This is a genomic window from Phytohabitans sp. LJ34, from assembly GCF_052068095.1.
GTDB lineage: Bacteria > Actinomycetota > Actinomycetes > Mycobacteriales > Micromonosporaceae > Phytohabitans.
Map to the genome: position 1 here is coordinate 268,239 of NZ_JBQHDG010000012.1, position 18,025 is coordinate 286,263.

Sequence of the window (18,025 nt, forward strand, 5' to 3'; positions counted from 1 at the left end):
CGGTGTCAGCGTCGCCGCGGCCTCACCCGTCCGGCGCTGGTCGCTCACGGATCGCAAGCGTCCCGTCAGGGCCAGCGGTCGAGGCGGATCCAGCGGTAGCCGTACCCGTGGACGTCGACCGCGTCGGGGTCGAGTTTGTCGCCGTAGTCGCCGTCGGCGGCGACGCTCAGTGGTACACCACGCTGCCGCTGAAGCGGGCCAGGTCGCCGACCCGGTCCAGCGGCACGGGGTGGTCCACGACGTGCCGCACCACGTCCAGGTGCTGGTGCGGGAACTGGTGCGGGACCATCGCCCGCGACACCACGACCCGCTTCCACGGCGCCCGGTCGTGCCAGATGAGCGTGCTGGGGCTCGCCTCGTCCGGCGGGCCGTACTTGTCCGCCGTCGCGTCGGCCGCGGCCTGCGCGCTGGTGGGCCAGCCCTCGGTCAGCTGTTGCTTCATGCCCGGCTCCCGCCTCCGCGCGCCGGCACCGGCGCGACCGGCTCGTCCTCGTCCGCGGTGCCCGCGCCGGCGGTCACCGCGGCGAAGGCGAAACCGCTCGTGTACGGCTGGGCGCGGCCCATCAGGTGGCCGGCCACCATTTCGGTGTACTCGCGCCGCGCCTCCGCCACGTCGATCCGGCCCTCGACCAGGTCGTGCGCGAGGTTGACGGCGAGGAAGTTGATCGCTTCGACGTCGCAGGTGGCCGCCAGCTCGCCGCGGGTCCGCTCGACCCGGATGCTGCCGTTGAACGCGGTCAGGTCGGCGGTGCTCTCCCGGGGCACCTCGAGGTCGACCCAGCCCTCGATCCGATCCTGATGCGGCTGGGGAAACCGGTGCTCGACCGGGTCCCGGTTGACGACCAGCCGTTTCCAGGGCAGTGGATGGTTCCACACCAGGCGGCTGGGCATCGCCTCGTCGGGTGGCCCGTACCGCGCCGCGGTGCGCCGCGCGGCCGCGCTGGCCTCCGCCGGCCAGTCACCCACCACGCGGTCCAAGGTGTCTGTCACGGTTCGTCCTCCGTGTCGATGGCCTTCCGGGTCGGGTACCCCTGGGGCGCGGGCCCATACCTGCCCGGGACGGCCGTTTCCGATCACCCCGGACGGGCGGCCTGTGGAGAGCGACGACGCGTCAGTGACGGGCTGACGGCACCGGTGCCGCGAGCGCGGTGAGCGCGGTGGCGACCCAGTCCCGGTAGGCCTCGACCGGCCAGCCGCGCTGGTGCACGAGGAGGCCGTAGAGCAGCGGCGAGTTGAGCGCCCAGATCGTGTCGCGCAGGTAACCGACCCGGGACAAGTCGGCGTCGCCCCGCTTGGCGGCCACGGTCGTGGCGATGTAGCCGGCGCCGGTGAGCCGGTGGCGGTCCAGGTCGGCGACGAGCGCGGCGATCTGCGGGTCGGCGTCGGCCGCGGCCACCGCGACGGCGTAGATCGGGTATGCCCGGTGCGCGACGTCCGCGACCGCGTCCGCGTAGCGCCGGAGCGCCTCGGCGGCGGTCGGCGCCTCGTGCACCCGCCGGTCGCCCTCCTCCGTGTCGCCGCCGATGGCGGCGTCGACCGCCTCCTTCAGCAGGTTGACCTTCGACTTGAAGGCGGCGAACACGGTCGGTGTCGACACGCCCGCCTCGGCCGCGACCTGCGCGATCGAGGTGGCGGTGTATCCGTGCGCGCGGAAGAGACGGGTCGCCACGCGCAGGATCCGCTCGCGGTTGACTCGGGCCTGTGCCCGGCGGCCGGAGGCGTCGTAGCGGCGGCGGCTCACCGGCGGCAGCGTCATTGGGCTACCTTATCCTCTATTCGATAAAGTCCAAGTCAACCGAAAGTGACACGGAACGGGCCGTCCGAGCGGCTCATTCGCACACGGCCCGAGCGGACGAAACTGGGGGTGGGTCGGCCGGAGCGTGGGGGAGATGGCATGAGGATCCTGTTCAGCGGCTGCCCCGGATACGGGCACCTGTACCCCATGCTTCCGCTCGCCCGAGCCGCCACGCGCGCCGGTCACGACGTCGCGATAGCCACCGGGCCGGAGCTTGCCGCCCACCTGGCCGGGCGCGGATACCAGACGTGGGCGGTGGGGCCGACGTTCGCCGAGTCCTGGGACGAGCGCAACGCCGCACTGCCCGACCTCGAAACGGTGCCGCCCGACCGGCACCTCACGCTCGACATCGGGGTGCTCTTCGGCGCCTCGGCCGTCAAGCGCGCGGTCGACCTCGTGCCGCGCGCCGAGGAGTGGCGGCCCGACCTGGTGATCCACGAGATGATCGAGTTCGCCGCGCCGATCGCCGCGCACCGCACCGGCGCCGCCCACGTGACGCACGGGCTCGGTGTGCCGCCGCCCGCGTCGATGCGGGACGCGCTCGGCTCCGCGATGGCGGAGGTCTACGCCCGATGGCACGCGCCAGACCTCGCCGACACCGTCTTCGCCGATCCCTACCTCGACATCTGGCCGCCCGCGCTGCGGCCCGAAGGCGGGCTGGCCTTCACCGACCCGGTGCCGCTTCGGACGTACCCCGGCGAGGTCCTCCCCACCGACCGGCTGCCGGACGCCGTCGCGGCCCTGCCCACCGCGGACGTCGCGTACCTGACCCTCGGGACGATCTTCCACACCGCGCCCGGCGTCTTCGAGGCGTGCCTGGCGGGGCTGCGCGGCCTGCCCCTCGACGTGGTCGTCACCGTCGGTCACGACGGCGACCCGGACCGGTTCGGGCCGCAGCCGCCCTCGGTGGTGGTCGAGCGCTACGTGCCGCAGGCGCTGCTGCTGCCGCGCTGCCGCGTGGTGATCTCGCACGGCGGGGCCGGCACGGTGCTCGGCGCGTTCGCGCACGGCCTGCCCCAGCTGATCATCCCGCAGGCCGCCGACCAGTTTCTCAACGCGGCCGTGGCGGAGGCGGCCGGCGCCGCGATCACGCTCATGCCGGGGACGGTGGCTCCGGAAGCGGTACGCGAGGCGGTGCGGCGGCTGCTCGACGAGCCGCGGTTCGCCGTGGCCGCGCGGGCGGTGCGGGCCGACATCGAGGCGTCACCCGGCGTCGACGCGGTGCTCGACACGCTTACCCGGAGTGCCTGCCGTCAGGGCTGAAGGCGGCGACGGCGGCGGTGATCGTCGTGCCCTTCGGGCCGGTCTCGATGACCAGGTCTTCGCAGAGGTGCCGCACGATCCAGAGGCCACGCCCGCCGAGCGCGGTCGGCTCGGGCTGGCGGGTGCCGGCGGTGAGGTCCGCGATGCCCGGGCCGTGGTCGGTGATCTGGCAGCGCAGCAGGTGGCCGTCCAGCCACAGCCGCAGCCGGCCCGAGCCGCCGCCGTGCCGGATCGCGTTGGTGGCCAGCTCGCCGCCGATGATCAGCAGCCGTTCGACCTGCTCCGGCGCGGCGCCCAGGTCGTCGGCGTGGGCGGCCAGCGCGGCGCGCAACGCGTACAACCCGTCCGCGTCGAACTGGTGGTCCACGGCGACCGCCTCGGGAACCATCGTCGGCGCCGGACCCGCCCGGTCCCGAGCGGGCGGGTCAGCGCTGGTCATCGCCCGGTCTTACCCGAAGCTGAGGCGTGTCACGCCCGCCGACAAGATCCAGCACCGTCGCGGGCAACCCTTGACACATCACGGTCATCCGGCGCGAGCCCGGCAGCCGGGCCGCCGCCTGCACGATCGCGGCCGCGCAGGCGGCGTCGATGTACGACAACGCGGTGAGGTTGACGGTCATGTGCCGGTCGAGCCGGCGGGACTCGGCCAGCGCCTGCTCCAGCACCTGCTGCTGGCGGTAGTCGATCTCGCCGGCCACCCGCACGCCGGCCGGGCTGTACTGCCGGCAGATCCGCAGCAGCGGGCCGTCGTGGTAGACCCGCGCGGCCACCGTCTTGGTGTGCGCGGTCGCGGCGAAGGCGAGTGTGACCGCGTCGAACCGCTCCCGGTCGTACTGGCAGATCACCGAGAGCCGACCGTCGCTGAAGAGGTCGGCCATCTGCGTCTCGAAGCCGTGCAGCCGCTCGGCACCGGCCGGCCGCGCCGCCCAGGACATGTCGGCGGTCAGCCGTAGCCCGGTGTAACCCTGCCGGGACGCCGCGTCGACCTCGGCGGCGACCGCCGCGACCATCGCGCTGGCGGACACACTCCCGCCCAGCAGCGCCGCCTCCACGGAGGCGATGGTGAGCTGCCCCCGGCGGGTCGCCGCGCTGCCGCGCACCTGTCGGGCGTTGAACTCGGCGGCGAGCGCCGCCGGCGGCAGCTGGTCGGTCCAGCACAGCACCCGCTGCCCGGCCCGCAGCCCCTGGCGGACGAACGCCGCCAGCAGATCGAGCCGCTCTTCGGCGTCGGTGAACGTCAGGCACGCGTGGTCGCCGAGCCCGACCTGCGCCAGTCGCGCCGCTTCCATCGCATCGTCACCCATGTCCCGAGAGGTAGCCAGCGGGGCTACAGTCACGCAGATCCTAGCCCCGCGGGGGGATGCCTGGCCGCGTCACGTGTGGGAGGCTCGGGGTTGGAGGTCCTGTCATGACTCGCTTGACGACCACCGTCAGTGTCGACCTCGGCCGCCTACGGCTCGCGCTGGCCGGCGAGATCGACCTGTCCAGCGTCGACGTGCTCCTGCGGGCCCAGGGTGAGGCGCTCGCCAGCGCGGCGTCCCGGCGGCTCCACGGCGTGGTCGTCGACCTCGATCGGGTCACGTTTCTCGACTCGACCGGCATCGGTGCCCTGGTCGGCGGCTTCCGCCAGGCGGCGACGGCCGGCCTGACATACCAGCTGGAAAACCCACGCGGCCCCGTCGCCCGCGTCCTCGACGTGGCCGGCGTGCTGGCCACGCTCGCGCCGGAGCGCCGGGCCGCGTAGGGCGACCCGGCGCGATCCGCCACTCAGAAGGCGATCCGCTCCCGCACCTCGCGCGGGAGGCGGGTGGCCTGCATCGTGACCAGGTTGTCGACCGAGGGCGTGCCGGTCAGCGCGTGCACCGTGCGCAGCTCGCCGGTGCGCAGGTCGACGGACTCGACGGTCGTCCGCGGCTGTCGCGACGGCCCCATCCCGGACCAGAGGAGGAGCTCGTCCGTGCCGCGCCAGCCGACGACCTGGGGCCACCGATTCCCGCAGGTCGACTGGGCGGCCGGGCAGCGTGGCGTGGTGACCCGGCGGACGACGGCGCCGCGGCGGTCGGTCAGGGCGAAGACGTTGGCCTGGTCGTTCGCTTGGACCACCAGCCCGTCGCCGCCGGGTCGTACCGCGATCGCGTGGGTGCCCTCCGGCACCGGCAACGTGCCGATTTCGCGTCCGGCGAGGTCGTAGATCGTGTCAGCGACCGTGACCCGGTCGTTGTCCAGCAGCCAGGCGGACCCCGCGCCCAGCGTGTATGTGGCGAGGTGCGCCGGGTCGGGCGGGCTGGGCGGCGGCGTGGTGGGCAGGGCGGCCTTTATCGGTGGAGGCCCGGCGTCCGCGATCACGGTGGTCTGTCCGGAGGCAAGGTCGACGACCACGAGGTCCGTGCCGTCCTCCCGCATGGACCAGTAGGCGGCGTGGCGTCCGTCGGGCGAGATCTGCGGGGCTCCGTGGGCCGGCTTGGGGCCGTCGTACCAGCGGATCTCGCCGGTGGCCGTGTCGTACCGGCCGAGCTTGGTCGGTCCCGGGTCGGGGACCCGCCTGAGCACGGCCGCGTACCGCATGTCGGTGGTGGGCGCCGACACGTGGGTGGCCTCCACCGCCCGGTAGTCGCCGGTCGCCGGGTCGAGCACCTGCCAGTTCTTGTCGACCGTCATCGGGTCGCCCGCCTGGGTCGGTATGCCGCCGCGGTGCATGGCGAACACCGCGTTGCGGGCGCCGGGCACACCGGGCGGCGCCGCCTGGTCGGTGCGGAGGACGGCATAGGGCGTGGCCACCGCCGCGGCCGCGACCACGGCGGCGGCCGCCACGAGCACCGTGCGCCGCCGGCGCCGCGCGCCACCCGCGGCCAGCGCCCGTTCGGCGATCCCCTCGGGTACCACCGCGGTGTCGGCGATGTCGGTCAGGCTCTCCCGGACGAGTTCGGGCAGTGCGTTCATCGGATGCTCTCCTCGTTCAGCTCGGTCTCGTTCAGCTCGGGGGCGATCTGCCGGAGGCGGGCGAGGGCCCGGTGCAGCTGGCTCCGCACGGTCCCCGGCGAGCAACCCAGCAGGGCGGCGGTCTGCTCCTCGGACAGGTCCTCGAAGTAGCGGGCGACGAGCACGGCCCGCTGGCGTGGGCCCAGCCGCATCAGCGCGTGTCGCAGCGCCAGCCGGCGGTCGGTCGCCCCGATCTCGTCGCGGTGGTCGGGCCGCTCGGGCACGTGGTCGGTCGGCGTCTCGCGCAGGCGCTGGCGCCGCCGCCACACGGTGACCTGCGCGTGGTACATCGCGCGCCGCACGTAGGCCTCGGGATCACCCTCGATCTTTCCCCAGCGTGCGGCGGTGCGGACGAGCGCGCCCTGTAGGAGGTCCTCCGCCGCGTGGTGGTCACCGGTCAGCGCCGTCGCCACCCGGATCAGCCGGCCACCGCTCGCGGCGACGAACTGCCTGAACTGTTCCCGCTCCGACTCCCGCATCCCGCTCCGACCCTCCGTCGCTCCTGCCCCCTCTCAGACGAGCGAGCGCGGTCAACCACTGCATATGACTTGGCGACTCGGGCACGGGTACGTGATAGTGCGGGCCATGGGGACATCGCACACCATCGAAACCGGCGGCTCGACCCTCCACGGCTACTTCTCCCGCGACTACGCACCCGTCCTCACCGTCGATCCGGGTGACTCGGTGCGCTTCTCGACCCTCGACGCGTTCTGGTTCGCCGGCCCGTACACCGGCGGCAGCCTGGACGACCGGCCGCGCAGCGAGCACCACCGTCAGGGCTACGGCCACGCGCTGGTCGGCCCGATCGCGGTGCGTGGTGCCGAGCCGGGCATGGTGCTCGAGGTACGCGTGGACGAGATGGTGCCGGGGGACTGGGGCACGACTGTGGCGGGCGGCTGGCCGAGCGTCTTCAACGAGCGCTACGGCGAGGTCGAGGGGCGGACGCTCCAGTCCTGGGAGCTCGACCCGGCGGCGATGACCGGCCGCAACCAGTACGGCCACACGGTGGCGCTGCGCCCCTTCCTCGGCGTGATGGGCATGCCACCGGCCGAGCCGGGTGAGCACTCCACCACGCCGCCCCGCTCCCACGGCGGCAACCTCGACTGCAAGGAGCTGGTCGCGGGCAGCACGCTCTACCTGCCGATACCGGTGGCGGGCGGGCTCTTCTCCGCCGGCGACGGGCACGCCGCACAGGGTGACGGCGAGGTCAGCGGCACCGCCATCGAGTGCCCGATGGAGCGCGTCGCGCTGACGTTCGGGCTGCGCGACGACTGGGAGCTGACCGCGCCGGCCGCGCGCACCCCGGCCGGCGACTGGCTCACACTCGGCCTCGGCGACACGCTCGACGACGCGGCGTACGCGGCGCTGGAAGGCATGTTCGCCCTCCTGGAGCGGCTACACGACGTCTCCCGCCGGGACGCGATCGCGCTCGCCAGCGTCGTGGTCGACCTGCGCGTCACGCAGATCGTCAACCAGGTGGTCGGCGCGCACGCCGTACTCCCGCGCGGCGCCATCGCCGAGAGCTGAACGCCCCGCCGCAAGAGACAGAAGATGTGAGCTACCGCGACGTCCGTCGTGGTCCGGACCGCTGCTCCCGCGGCCTCACCCGTCCGCCGCTGGTCACGCGGTGCTCGCCGAGATCCCTGACCTCCGCTGCCAGGTCCGCCGGACCAGCCCGTCCGGGCTGAGCCAGGATCGTGAAGGATCCGGGTCGTCATGGCGACCCAGATCCTTCACGCAAACGGAATCGCGATCCGTCGCCGTGATCTCGAAAGCGTTGGTGCGATAAGGAGATTCGGGCTACCACGACGTCCGCCGTGGTCCAGACCGCTGCTCCCGCCGCCGCCGGTCACGAACGGCCAGATCTTGGTACGCATGCGTCCCCCAGAGGGGCCAATCCGTACCAAGATCTGGCGGGCCCGGCGGAAGCCGTTGCCGATCATGGTCTTGCCCGCAGGCTTGCAGCGCGGAGCCGGCAGCGGACGGCCGGGGGGTTCGGCTCGGTCTACGAGCCGCCGGCCGGGAGCGTTGCCCGCGGGAGCAAACGGCCTACAGGTGACGCGGACGTGGGCAAATATGCCTCCAGCCATCTCACGAAGGGCGAGCCACCCCGACTCCGAAAGGTCTCCTAGATCGCCCCCATCCTGATGGCCCGGAGGCTTGAGAGGGGTAACCGCAACCTACAGCGGACGGGTGAGGCCGCGGGAGCAACGGCACGGACCACGACGAACATCGCGGTAGCTCAAAATGAAAGGAACTTGGCTTCCTGGGGCGGAGGCTAGGGGCGGCCGTACGTCTCCAGCAGCCGCAGCCAGACCTCGTTGATCGTCGGGTACGCCGGCACCGCGTGCCAGAGGCGGTCGAGCGGCACCTGGGCGACCACCGCGATGGTCGCGGCCTGGAGCAGCTCGCTCACGTCCGGGCCGACGAACGTGACGCCGAGCACCACCTTGCGGTCTTCGTCGACGACCATGCGGGCGGTGCCCTTGTAGCCGTCCGCGTACACGCTCGCGCCCGCGACCCAGCCGATCTCGTAGTCGACCGACCGCACGCGGTATCCCTTGTCGGTGGCCGCCTTGAGCGTGAGGCCGACCGACGCGACCTCCGGATCGGTGAACGTCACCTGCGGCACCGCCTCGTGGTCGGCGGTCGCCACGTGGGTGCCCCAGGGGGCGTCCTGCACCGGCTTGCCCTTGGCCCGCGCGGCGATCACGTCGCCCGCCGCCCGCGCCTGGTACTTGCCCTGGTGGGTGAGGAGCGCGCGGCGGGTGACGTCGCCGGTCGCGTACAGCCAGTCGAAACCCTTGACCCGCATCGTGTCGTCGGTCTCCAGCCAGTCGCCCGGCGTCAGGCCGATCGCGTCGAGGCCGATGTCTCGGGTACGCGGCGTGCGGCCGGTCGCGACGAGCACCTCCTGCGCGGTCACCGCCGCGCCGTCGCCGGTGTGCACGGTGACGCCCTCCTCGGTGCGGTGGACGCGGGTGGTCTGGGTGTGCAGCAGCACCTTGACGCCCTGGTCGCGGAGCGCCTCGGCGACCATCTCGCCGGCGAACGGCTCCATGCCGGACAGCAGCCCGCCGCGCGAGATCAGCGTGACCTCGGTGCCGAAGCTCGCGTACGCCGTGGCCATCTCGGTCGCGACCACGCCGCCGCCGATGATGGCGAGGCTCTCCGGTGTAACCTTCGCGCTCGTCGCGTCGCGGCTGGTCCACGGGTCGGCGTCGCGAAGCCCGTCGATGTCCGGGACGAGTGCGTCGGAGCCGGTGGAGATGGTCACCGCGTGCCGCGCCCGCAGCACCACCTCGCTCCCGTCCGCGGAGGTGACCGTGACCTCTTTGGGGCCGGTGAGGCGGCCGTGGCCGCGGACGAGCGCGATGCCCGCGCCATCCACCCAGCTGACCTGGCCGTCGTCCTTCCAGTCGTGGACGGTCTCGTCGCGCCGGGCGAGCGCGGCGGCCACGTCGAGGCTGCCGGTGACCGCCTCCTTGGCGCCCCTGACCTGGCGGGCCGCGCGCAGCGCCTGCGCCGGGCGAAGCAGCGCCTTAGACGGCATGCACGCCCAATACGAGCACTCGCCGCCGACGAGCTCGTGCTCCACGAGCACGGCGGTCAGGCCACCCTGGACGGCGCGGTCGGCGACGTTTTCCCCGACCGCGCCGGCGCCCAGGACGATGAGGTCGTATTCGGTCGCATCCATCGTGGGCATCTCTTTCGTCGCGGTGTCCGGCCGCGTCCCACCCTATGCCGTCCAGGTGGCTCAGCGCGGGCCCTCGCGGCGGTGCGCGTCCCGGGTGTGTCCGCCGCGCGGGTCGACCGGCGGGCATTCGGCGAGCAGCGCCCGCACGTACGCCGCCGCGGCGATCGACGCGTAGCCACGCCAGCGGCCGTCCGTGCCGTGTTCGCCGTAGTCGCTGATGCCCCGCACCACGAACCACTCCAGGCCGTTGGCGAAGCCGGCGCTGCCGATGCCCGAGCCCTCCATCTCGATGGCGAGCAGGTCGTGTGCCTCGGCGATCCGGTCGCGGACCCGGGCGTCGCGCAGGGAGCGGTTGGCGCTGCCGATGTAGCCGTAGCGGACGGCCGGCTGGCCCTGGGTCGGGCGGGCGTACGCCGGGATCCGCCGCTCCGCCACGTCGAGCCAGTGTTCCCAGGGGCGTTCGCCGCCGATCTCGTTGGCCTGGAGGTATTTGGCGCGGTGGGTGAGAAGCGAGGACGGGCGGGGGAACGGGCGCCTGGGGACGGGTCCGTCCACTGTCTCCTCGACGTGGTCGTACTCGACGAGCCCCCAGGTCGACACGACGATGTCGCCCAGGCTCACCCGCTGGGGCACCCCGCACGCGATGCCGGACATGACGACGGTGCTGACCGAGCCGAAGCTGCGGGCGAGGTTGGCGCACGACTCGGCCGCGGCGTTGTTGCCGGTCTCGCCGAGCATCGTCAGCACGACCCGGTGCGGCCGCTTCGGGTCCCGGCTGGGAAGCGTGCCGAGCACGTAGTCGGCGCGGTCGTCGCGGACACCCCGCGGCGCCGCGGCGTCGTCGAGCAAGGCCCGCGTCGCCGCGAACTCCTCGGGCAGCGCGGTCACGATCCCGAACTCCGGCCGCGGCCCCTTCCGGGCCTCCGCCGGCGACCCGCCGCCGAAGGTGTGGTGGTTTCCGATGCCGACGTTCTCCGCGTACACGTCGCCGAACTGCCACGTCTGGGAGGTGCTCACTCGTCGTCCTTTCCGGAGTCGTCCTTGGGGCTGGGTCCGAACGTGTGGCCGTTGCCGAAGCCGACCATGTCGCCGCGCACGTCGCCGATGTTCCAGTTCTGGATGTTGTTGACGGTCTTCTTCATGGAGTCGTCCAGCGGTTCGGTGTCGACGCCGAGGCCGTCCAGGTACTCCTTGACGCAGCCCAGCACGCGGCTTTGCAGGTAGGTGTTGATCCGGGCCAGGTCGGACGTCACGAAGTGGCTCAGCCGTTTCGGGCTCGTCACCGAGACGCCTTCGCGGAGCGAGTTGACCGCCCCGAAGTCGTAGGGGCGGCGCCGGCGGGCGGCCCGCCGCCACAGCCGCCGCCAGTGGCGCAGCCGGATGACCCGCCAGACCTCGCGGGCGCACTCGATCGGGCCGCGGACGGCGAGCTCCGGGGCGAGCCGGGTGCCGGCCCGCACGGCGAGGGTCAGGCGGTCGAGGGAGTGCGTGGGCAGGCCGGCCACCACCTCCTCGATGTCCTTCTTGAGTGGCGGCACGACGTGCGGGACCATCTCGACGGACAGGTGCGCGCCGTTCAGGTGTGGCCGGACGAACAGCGCGACCGCGATCTCGCCGTGCCGACCGACCTCCTCGACCCAGAAGTAGACCCGCTGGAAGTCGGTGTGCTCGGGATGCTGGAGCCGCTCGGCGAGCTCGGGCCACTCCATCCGCTCGCGAGGCAGCGGCGGGTCACCGGCGAGCAGATCGGAGCCCCACGGAATCCGAGTGCCGTCCACGTAGAGGCGGTGCCCCGTGCCGACCCGGCGGGCGCCGTTCGCGGCGGACGGGATCTCGCCGCCGAACCGCGCGCTGAGAAACTCGTGCATCTCCACGATGTCGACCGGCTCCGGCACCTTCTCCTTGCCGTCGTCGCCGGTGGCGCCGCGCAGGACGTCGACGTCGACGCTCCACGGCCGGACCCGGAAGCCGTTGCCCACGAACGGAAACTTCGCGCGCGCCGCGTTGTACGGGACGACGTTCGCCGTCTTGAGCCGCGCGATGCGTTCCTCGACGGCGTCGTCGAGCGGCGGCGCGAGGTCGCCGGGCGGCCCGGCGTGGGTGAGGATCGCGCGGGCCCGGTGTTGCGCCCACAGCAGCTCGCCGACAGCCATTGACCAGGCCGCGACGATCGCGCCGAGCACCGTGCCCACGGTGATCCAGAGGCGCGGCTCCCGGACGAGCACGAGCACCCCAGCCGCGGCGAGGACGAGCAGCCCGATGACCCAGCGGACGTTCGGGATGCGGGTCTCCGGCCGCTCACGCCCCTGCGTGTACGCCCGGTAGCCCCAGAAGAGCGCCAGCGCGGCGGCCACGACGAGCCCCGCCACCGGGCCGAGGAACCCGCCGGCCTGCACCGCCGGCACCGCGACGGCGACCGCGACCAGCAGGCACAGCAGGATGTCGCGGAGGCGGCGGGTCCGGAATACGACAGTGGAGTGCCGCACCAGCGCCCGCACATCGAGGCTGGTCGACGGTGCCCAGGCCGCTGGCTGTCCATGATGGACCATTCCCAGCACGTACTCGGCCAGTCCACGCTGGAGATAGACGGCGGCGCAGAGGGTCTCGTCGACGGTGCGTTCCGGTTGCGGCGCCGGGGGCGGCGTGACCGGGGCCGGAGCGGTCGTGATGCTCATGGAATCCCTCCAACGGACGGGTGACCCGATCCCCGAAGGGCGTGGCTAAGCTGCCACGCGACGCAGGGGGGAGAAGGTGATCAATGCGAGGGGGTTGACGTGAGGGACGGGCCGACGATCGAGGTCATGATTCGACGCGGGATCGGCGCCGCGCAAGGAAGACCGGACCGCACCGGACGGTGCGGGGCGTCCGCCCAGGCCGGGGTCGGATGTCCGGCGTCCGCCGCCGGACGGGGCACGGCGTGAGGCCCGCGCGGCCGCCTGTCGACCCGGCGGAGGCGCTGGCGGAGTTCTGCGCCGCGCTCCAACGGTTGCACAAGGAGGCCGGTGGGCCCACCGTCGACGTGCTGCACTGGGACCAGGACGTGCCGCTGCGGCGGACCCAGATCTACGCCACGCTCGCCGGCGAGATCAACGCACCGCCCACCTTCGACTTCGTCCAGGCCTTCGTGCAGCGGTGCAAGGCGTTCGCGGCACAGCAGAAGCGCGCACTGTCTCCGGTGACGTCGGGGTGGGACTGGGCCGGCGACCACCATTTCCTGGCCGAGCTGTGGCGCCGCTCGGAGCGGGCGACCCCGCCGCCGGAGCCAGAGCCGCCCGTAACCGCCCGGCCGCTCACCGTCCAGGAGATCAGCCTCTACCCGGTGCCCGGCGCGGGGCCACCCCGGGCCATCGGCGTGATCACCGGGTCGCTCCGGCAGATCCGGTCCGCGAACGTGTGGGTCAACTCCGAGAACACCGAGATGCGGATGGCCCGGTTCGAAGAGTTCTCGATCTCGGCCGTGATCCGCTACGAGGGTGCCCGGCACGACAGCGGCGCGCGGGTGGTCGACGACATCATCGCCGACGAGCTGGAGGCCAAGGTCGCCGGACGCCGTCCGGTGGCGCCCGGCACGGCGATCGTCACCGGCGCCGGCGAGCTGTTCGGGCGCAACGGCGTGCGCCACATCGTGCACGTGGCGACCGTGCAGGGCGAGCCGGGGCGCGGCTACCGGCCGGCGCGAGACCTCGCCCGCTGCGTCGACAACGCGCTGCTGGCCGCGGAGACCCTCGAGATGCCCGACGGCGAGCGGGTCACGATCCTCATCCCCCTGCTGGGCACCGGCAACGGCGGCGCGGACGTCGTCGCGACCGCCGACACCCTCATCCACACCGCGGCCAACTACCTCCGCACCACCGCCGCCACGCGGATCGAGACGGTGCTGTTCCAGGCGTACACGGACGTGGACCGCCGGGCCTGCCACCGCGCGCTCCGTTCGGCCGGCCTCTCGCCCGCGGGGTGACCTTCTTCTCCGCGTCGGGAACGATTGACGTATGACCTATGTCAGCACGACGGGTGAGTTCACCCGCGACCAGCGCTACATCGCCACCCGCATCACCGCGGACGGGAGCGACGGGTACCCGGTGGAGCCCGGCCGCTACCGCCTCGTGGTCAGCCGCGCCTGCCCCTGGGCCGGCCGGGCCGTGATCGTCCGCCGGCTGCTCGGCCTCGAGTCGGTGCTGTCGATGGCCATCGCCGGGCCGACCCACGACGCGCGGAGCTGGACGTTCGACCTCGACCCGGGCGGCCGCGACCCGGTGCTGGGCATCGAGCGGCTCCAAGAGGCGTACTTCGCGCGCTTTCCCGGCTACGAACGCGGGATCACCGTGCCGGCCATCGTGGACGTGCGCACCGGGCAGGTGGTGACCAACGACTACGCGCAGATCACCCTGGACATGTCGTCGGAGTGGCGGGCGTACCACCGGCCGGGCGCGCCCGACCTGTACCCGGAAGAGTTGCGCGCCGAAATCGACCAGGTCAACCGGGTGGTCTTCAGCGACGTCAACGACGGCGTGTACCAGTGCGGCTTCGCCGGCGACCAGGAGGCGTACGAGGAGGCGTACCGGCGCCTCTTCGCCCGGCTCGACTGGCTCTCCGACCGCCTGGCCGACCAGCGCTACCTCGTCGGCGACACGATCACCGAGGCGGACGTGCGGCTCTTCACGACGCTGGTCCGCTTCGACGCCGTGTACCACGGGCACTTCAAGTGCAACCGGCACAAGCTGACCGAGCTGCCGGTGCTCTGGGCGTACGCGCGCGACCTCTTCCAGACGCCCGGCTTCGGGGACACCGTCGACTTCGACCACATCAAGCGGCACTACTACGAGGTCCACCGCGACATCAACCCGACCGGCATCGTGCCCGTGGGCCCCGACCTGTCCGGCTGGCTCACGCCGCACGGGCGGGAGGCGCTGGGCGGCCGGCCGTTCGGCGCGGGGTGCGAGCCCGGCCCGGTCGGCGAGTCCGAGGAGGTACCGGTGGAGCACAGGGCGGCGAGCTGGTCGTGAAGCTTGGGGGATGAATCGGCTACAAAGAAGCGGTGAGCCGTGACCTGGAGATCCGCATGCTGCGCTCGTTCGTCGTGGTGGCGGAGGAGCTCCACTTCAGCCGCGCGGCGCAGCGGCTCTTCGTGGCGCAGCAGGCGCTGAGCCGCGAGATCCAGCGCCTGGAAGACCGGGTCGGCCGCCCGCTCTTCACCCGGACCACGCGCCAGGTCACGCTCACACCGGCGGGCGAGGAGCTGCTCGGGTACGCGCGGCGGCTGCTCGCCCTCCACGACAAGGCCCTGCACGCCCTGCGCGGCGAGGCCGAACAGCTGCTGGTCGACGTCGTCGGCCCCGGCCTGACGCCGTCGCTCGTGTTGGCCGAGGCCCGCGGCCGGGTCCGGGAGGTCGAGTTCTTCGCCCGCGAACGCCAGGGGCTCGACGGCGCGGTCGCCACGCTGAGCGGCCGCGCCGGGCGGATCGACGTGGCCTTCGGTCGCTGGACGGCACCCGGCGCGCGCTCCGCCGGCCTACGCCACCGCCCCGTCCGCCTGGAACCCGTCATGGTGCTGCTGCCGGCGGGACACCCGTTCTCGGCCCGCGCCGAGATCCCGCTGGCCGACCTGGAGGGCAGCGGCGTGTGCTTCCGCGCCGGCGACCACGTCACCCACGACTGGGACGACGCGATGCGCCAGCTGCTCGGTCCGCTGGGGATGGACCCGGCGCTGGCGCACCCGCCGGTACACGGCGCTGACGAGCTCGCCCACCACCTCCACCTGCGCGACGCGCCGATCCTGACCCTGAGCACCCAGCCGCCCGTCGACGGCGCGGCGCTCCGCCCACTGGTGCGCCCGGCGGTGGTGTACCCGTGGGCGATGGTCTGGCGCGCGGACCTGGACCATCCCGGCCTGCGCGCGTTGCACGACGCCGTCGACCGGCTGTCGGCCGCGCTTGGCTGGCTACGCCCACCCGACGGCGCCTGGCTGCCCGAGCCCGAGGCCCGTCAGACCCGCACGACAAGGCTCGGTGCGGCGGGATCCTCGTTGCCCACCACGACGTCGGCGCGCTCGCGCGGCCGCACCTCGTCGACGTAGCGCCGCTCACCGGGGATGTACATCGTGCGGTAGCGGTGCTCCGCCTGCTCCGCCGAATCCATCCACTGCTGGTCGCGGGCGATGCCCCGGCGCAGCACCTCGTCGAAGCTCACGTCGACGTAGATCCGCAGATCCCACAGCGCGTCGAGCTCCGGCCGCTGGAGAAACGCGCCGTCGGCCACCAGCACGGCGTCGTCCGGCGCGACCTCGACCGGCGCGTCGACGGCGTTGAGCGCGGGCAGGTCCATCACTGCGGTGCGGTATCGCCGGCTGCCACCCGGCCCCAGCGGGACAAGCAGCTGGTCGCGGATCGCGGCGTGATCCCAATACTCCAGGTAGTAGCCCTCCGGCGACCCTTTCGGGTACGTGGTGCGCAGCGCGACGGCCCGCTTGAAGTAGTCGATGCCCGCGCGGATGACCGCACGCTCGGTGCGCGCCCGCAACACCCCCGCCAACTCGTCGGCCATCGTCGTCTTCCCCGCCGCCGAGCACCCGTCGATCGCCACCCGCACCGGGTGCGGCCGTCCCACCGCGAGCACCACCCGCGCCAACTCGGCCAACACCGTGTCCCGCTCACCCACCCGACGATTGTGCCAGCACCCCGTCCGGCGTCCATGGCGAAATCCTCGAGCTACCACGACGGGCGAGGTCGGGATCTCGGCGAGCCCTCTCGGCGTCAGGAGATGCGGCCCGCCCCCGCGCCGGCGGTTACCAGTGCGGGGACGGCGCTGGCACTGTCCGGCGTGTACGCGTAGTAGGCGCGCGGGTCGGCCACTGCGCCGCCGCTCTCGCAGGGGCCGGAGCGGACGAAGACGTTGCCGCGTTCGGCCAGGCGGCCGGGGGCGGAGTCGGCGTAGCCGCTGACCGAGTGGCACGGGAAGGCGACGTCCTCGAAGTAGTTGGCCTCGACGAGTACGCCGGCGTTTTCCGTGGAGGCGACGCCGTAGAGGCCGATGCCGCGGTAGTAGTTGTTGTACACGTGGACCGGTTCGCCGAAGCGCACGCGCGGGTGTCGCTGGTTTGAGCCGTCGAAGTAGTTGTGGTGGTACGTGACCTTCAGATAGCCGATGTCGTCGGGGAACGTGTCGGAGTGCCCGAGCAGCATGCTCTTGTCGGTGGCGTGGAACCTGTTCCAGGACACGGTCACGTTCGTCGACCGGCGTTTGACGTCGACCGACCCGTCGAAACCGGGGTAGAAGTCGTTGTGGTCGATCCAGACGTGGTGCGATCCATTGTGGACGCTGATCGAGTCGTCCGAGGCGTCGCGGAAGGTGATGTTGCGGATGATGACGTTGTCACCGGGGCGCGTGGTCGTGCCCAGCTGGAGACCGCCGCCGGTGATCTCGGCGGTGGAGCCGACGCCGATGATGCTCTTGTTGGCGACCACCGTGACCATGTCGTCGACCGCGATGCGCCCGGCGACCCGGATGACGTACGGGGTGTTGGCGCCCGCGTACTGTGCCAGCTCGGCCGCCGTGGTGACGGTGACGGTGGGGCCGCCCGCGCCGCCGGTGGTCCCGGTGGCGTGGCCGTCCGGCTGGCCGGGCAGCGGCTGCGGCGGTGGCGAGGTGGTGACACCGGGCGTGGGCGTCGTCGGTGTCGGGCCGGCCGCGTCGGTCACCAGCACGTCGTCGAACGAGGCGCTGGCGTAGTAGGTGGCCAGGCCGACCGAGCCGGACGCGTACGCGCTGTCGGTGGCGGTCGCGACCAGCTGTCCATTGAGGAATCCGCGCAGCGTCGTGCCGGTCGCTTCGAGACGCAGCCGGTGCCACGTGTCGAGCGCGGCCGTCGCGGGCGCCGCGGCCAGCGTGGTGTGACCGCCGGAGCCGCGGCGGCCGAGGCGCACCTCGCCCGCGTTGGTGAGCGCGAGGTAGTAGTAACCGCTTGTGCTCTGCGCGCGGGCGATGATCCCGGCGTGGCGGGCGGTGCCGTTGAAGCCGGTCGGCTTGACCCGCGCCTCGACCGTGTAGTCGCTCCACGAGCTGGATCCGGCGAGCGCGCGGGCGTCGCTGCCGGTGCCCGACTGGCGGTAGACGGCCGAGCCGTCGGTGACGACCGACCAGCTCCCGCCGGAGCGGGTCCAGCCGCTCGCGCCGCCGGTGAAGTCGGCGCTGAAGAGGGTGGCGGCGTGTGCCGCGTGCACGCCGGCGAACACGAGCGCGGCGACCACCGCCGCGGCGAGGAGCGCTTTCCGGGTCATGGGACAACGCTAGGAAAG

18 protein-coding genes are annotated in these 18,025 nt (G+C 72.9%); 6 read left to right on the plus strand and 12 right to left on the minus strand.

The annotated features are described in order from the left end of the window. Positions 1 to 166: 166 nt before the first annotated feature. The 3 genes from ACTMTJ_RS22690 to ACTMTJ_RS22700 form a co-directional block, all read right to left on the minus strand. Positions 167 to 442 (minus strand): hypothetical protein, encoded by a 276-nt coding sequence (locus ACTMTJ_RS22690; protein ID WP_441219699.1) that lies wholly within the window; start codon positions 440 to 442, stop codon positions 167 to 169. Further along, positions 439 to 990: a hypothetical protein gene (locus ACTMTJ_RS22695; RefSeq protein WP_441219700.1), complete on the minus strand. Its 552-nt coding sequence runs from the start codon at positions 988 to 990 to the stop codon at positions 439 to 441. Before ACTMTJ_RS22695 ends, ACTMTJ_RS22690 begins: the two co-directional genes overlap by 4 nt. A 121-nt stretch (positions 991 to 1,111) precedes the next feature. Further along, positions 1,112 to 1,756 carry a TetR/AcrR family transcriptional regulator gene (locus ACTMTJ_RS22700; RefSeq protein WP_441219701.1) on the minus strand — a complete coding sequence of 215 codons (645 nt, stop codon included), beginning with the start codon at positions 1,754 to 1,756 and terminating at the stop codon, positions 1,112 to 1,114. Between the two features lie 138 nt (positions 1,757 to 1,894). On the opposite strand from ACTMTJ_RS22700, the gene ACTMTJ_RS22705 reads away from it, so the two are divergent. Further along, complete coding sequence (locus tag ACTMTJ_RS22705; RefSeq protein WP_441219702.1) at positions 1,895 to 3,058, plus strand: glycosyltransferase; 1,164 nt, start codon at positions 1,895 to 1,897, stop codon at positions 3,056 to 3,058. Here ACTMTJ_RS22705 and ACTMTJ_RS22710 read toward each other — a convergent pair. Continuing rightward, positions 3,030 to 3,497 (minus strand): ATP-binding protein, encoded by a 468-nt coding sequence (locus tag ACTMTJ_RS22710; RefSeq protein ID WP_441219703.1) that lies wholly within the window; start codon positions 3,495 to 3,497, stop codon positions 3,030 to 3,032. The genes ACTMTJ_RS22705 and ACTMTJ_RS22710 overlap by 29 nt on opposite strands. Continuing rightward, on the minus strand, positions 3,484 to 4,362 hold the full coding sequence (locus tag ACTMTJ_RS22715; protein WP_441219704.1) for an MEDS domain-containing protein: 879 nt from the start codon (positions 4,360 to 4,362) through the stop codon (positions 3,484 to 3,486). Before ACTMTJ_RS22715 ends, ACTMTJ_RS22710 begins: the two co-directional genes overlap by 14 nt. A gap of 104 nt (positions 4,363 to 4,466) precedes the next feature. Between ACTMTJ_RS22715 and ACTMTJ_RS22720 the strand changes: the two genes are divergently transcribed. Beyond that, positions 4,467 to 4,802 (plus strand): STAS domain-containing protein, encoded by a 336-nt coding sequence (locus ACTMTJ_RS22720; protein WP_441219705.1) that lies wholly within the window; start codon positions 4,467 to 4,469, stop codon positions 4,800 to 4,802. A gap of 23 nt (positions 4,803 to 4,825) precedes the next feature. On the opposite strand, the gene ACTMTJ_RS22725 is transcribed toward ACTMTJ_RS22720, so the two are convergent. After that, complete coding sequence (locus tag ACTMTJ_RS22725) at positions 4,826 to 5,998, minus strand: hypothetical protein (RefSeq protein ID WP_441219706.1); 1,173 nt, start codon at positions 5,996 to 5,998, stop codon at positions 4,826 to 4,828. Further along, positions 5,995 to 6,516: a SigE family RNA polymerase sigma factor gene (locus ACTMTJ_RS22730; protein WP_441219707.1), complete on the minus strand. Its 522-nt coding sequence runs from the start codon at positions 6,514 to 6,516 to the stop codon at positions 5,995 to 5,997. The genes ACTMTJ_RS22725 and ACTMTJ_RS22730 overlap by 4 nt, the downstream gene beginning before the upstream one ends. 106 nt (positions 6,517 to 6,622) lie before the next feature. Between ACTMTJ_RS22730 and ACTMTJ_RS22735 the strand changes: the two genes are divergently transcribed. Beyond that, positions 6,623 to 7,564: an acetamidase/formamidase family protein gene (locus ACTMTJ_RS22735; RefSeq protein WP_441219708.1), complete on the plus strand. Its 942-nt coding sequence runs from the start codon at positions 6,623 to 6,625 to the stop codon at positions 7,562 to 7,564. A gap of 751 nt (positions 7,565 to 8,315) precedes the next feature. Here the strand turns inward: ACTMTJ_RS22735 and ACTMTJ_RS22740 are convergent. From ACTMTJ_RS22740 to ACTMTJ_RS22750, 3 genes are read right to left on the minus strand one after another with little or no spacing between them, the layout of a single operon-like run. Next, on the minus strand, positions 8,316 to 9,734 hold the full coding sequence (locus ACTMTJ_RS22740; protein WP_441219709.1) for a dihydrolipoyl dehydrogenase family protein: 1,419 nt from the start codon (positions 9,732 to 9,734) through the stop codon (positions 8,316 to 8,318). 60 nt (positions 9,735 to 9,794) lie between these two features. Then, positions 9,795 to 10,751 carry a 5'-methylthioadenosine/S-adenosylhomocysteine nucleosidase family protein gene (locus ACTMTJ_RS22745; RefSeq protein ID WP_441219710.1) on the minus strand — a complete coding sequence of 319 codons (957 nt, stop codon included), beginning with the start codon at positions 10,749 to 10,751 and terminating at the stop codon, positions 9,795 to 9,797. Further along, positions 10,748 to 12,409, minus strand: coding sequence for a hypothetical protein (locus tag ACTMTJ_RS22750; RefSeq protein WP_441219711.1), 1,662 nt, complete (start codon positions 12,407 to 12,409; stop codon positions 10,748 to 10,750). The genes ACTMTJ_RS22745 and ACTMTJ_RS22750 overlap by 4 nt, the downstream gene beginning before the upstream one ends. A gap of 242 nt (positions 12,410 to 12,651) precedes the next feature. Here ACTMTJ_RS22750 and ACTMTJ_RS22755 point away from each other — a divergent pair, with 242 nt between their 5' ends. Genes ACTMTJ_RS22755 through ACTMTJ_RS22765 form a run of 3 tightly spaced genes read left to right on the plus strand, consistent with a single transcriptional unit; the run spans position 12,652 to position 15,807 of the window. After that, positions 12,652 to 13,692, plus strand: coding sequence for a macro domain-containing protein (locus ACTMTJ_RS22755; RefSeq protein ID WP_441219712.1), 1,041 nt, complete (start codon positions 12,652 to 12,654; stop codon positions 13,690 to 13,692). Between the two features lie 31 nt (positions 13,693 to 13,723). Beyond that, a complete protein-coding gene (locus tag ACTMTJ_RS22760; RefSeq protein WP_441219713.1) occupies positions 13,724 to 14,737 on the plus strand; it encodes a glutathione S-transferase family protein in 1,014 nt (337 codons plus the stop codon). A 32-nt stretch (positions 14,738 to 14,769) separates the two neighbouring features. Next, positions 14,770 to 15,807 carry a LysR family transcriptional regulator gene (locus tag ACTMTJ_RS22765; RefSeq protein ID WP_441219714.1) on the plus strand — a complete coding sequence of 346 codons (1,038 nt, stop codon included), beginning with the start codon at positions 14,770 to 14,772 and terminating at the stop codon, positions 15,805 to 15,807. Here the strand turns inward: ACTMTJ_RS22765 and ACTMTJ_RS22770 are convergent. Continuing rightward, positions 15,717 to 16,388 (minus strand): uridylate kinase, encoded by a 672-nt coding sequence (locus tag ACTMTJ_RS22770; protein ID WP_441219715.1) that lies wholly within the window; start codon positions 16,386 to 16,388, stop codon positions 15,717 to 15,719. The genes ACTMTJ_RS22765 and ACTMTJ_RS22770 overlap by 91 nt on opposite strands. Positions 16,389 to 16,483: 95 nt before the next feature. Next, positions 16,484 to 18,007: a pectate lyase family protein gene (locus ACTMTJ_RS22775; protein ID WP_441219716.1), complete on the minus strand. Its 1,524-nt coding sequence runs from the start codon at positions 18,005 to 18,007 to the stop codon at positions 16,484 to 16,486. Positions 18,008 to 18,025 lie beyond the last annotated feature (18 nt).

Coding starts and splice junctions, on each gene's coding strand:
- ACTMTJ_RS22720 (WP_441219705.1), top strand. CDS start 4,467: ATGACTCGCTTGACGACCACCGTCAGTGTCGACCTCGGCCGCCTACGG.
- ACTMTJ_RS22715 (WP_441219704.1), bottom strand. CDS start 4,362: ATGGGTGACGATGCGATGGAAGCGGCGCGACTGGCGCAGGTCGGGCTC.
- ACTMTJ_RS22750 (WP_441219711.1), bottom strand. CDS start 12,409: ATGAGCATCACGACCGCTCCGGCCCCGGTCACGCCGCCCCCGGCGCCG.
- ACTMTJ_RS22705 (WP_441219702.1), top strand. CDS start 1,895: ATGAGGATCCTGTTCAGCGGCTGCCCCGGATACGGGCACCTGTACCCC.
- ACTMTJ_RS22725 (WP_441219706.1), bottom strand. CDS start 5,998: ATGAACGCACTGCCCGAACTCGTCCGGGAGAGCCTGACCGACATCGCC.
- ACTMTJ_RS22775 (WP_441219716.1), bottom strand. CDS start 18,007: ATGACCCGGAAAGCGCTCCTCGCCGCGGCGGTGGTCGCCGCGCTCGTG.
- ACTMTJ_RS22710 (WP_441219703.1), bottom strand. CDS start 3,497: ATGACCAGCGCTGACCCGCCCGCTCGGGACCGGGCGGGTCCGGCGCCG.
- ACTMTJ_RS22735 (WP_441219708.1), top strand. CDS start 6,623: ATGGGGACATCGCACACCATCGAAACCGGCGGCTCGACCCTCCACGGC.
- ACTMTJ_RS22690 (WP_441219699.1), bottom strand. CDS start 442: ATGAAGCAACAGCTGACCGAGGGCTGGCCCACCAGCGCGCAGGCCGCG.
- ACTMTJ_RS22730 (WP_441219707.1), bottom strand. CDS start 6,516: ATGCGGGAGTCGGAGCGGGAACAGTTCAGGCAGTTCGTCGCCGCGAGC.
- ACTMTJ_RS22740 (WP_441219709.1), bottom strand. CDS start 9,734: ATGGATGCGACCGAATACGACCTCATCGTCCTGGGCGCCGGCGCGGTC.
- ACTMTJ_RS22760 (WP_441219713.1), top strand. CDS start 13,724: ATGACCTATGTCAGCACGACGGGTGAGTTCACCCGCGACCAGCGCTAC.
- ACTMTJ_RS22700 (WP_441219701.1), bottom strand. CDS start 1,756: ATGACGCTGCCGCCGGTGAGCCGCCGCCGCTACGACGCCTCCGGCCGC.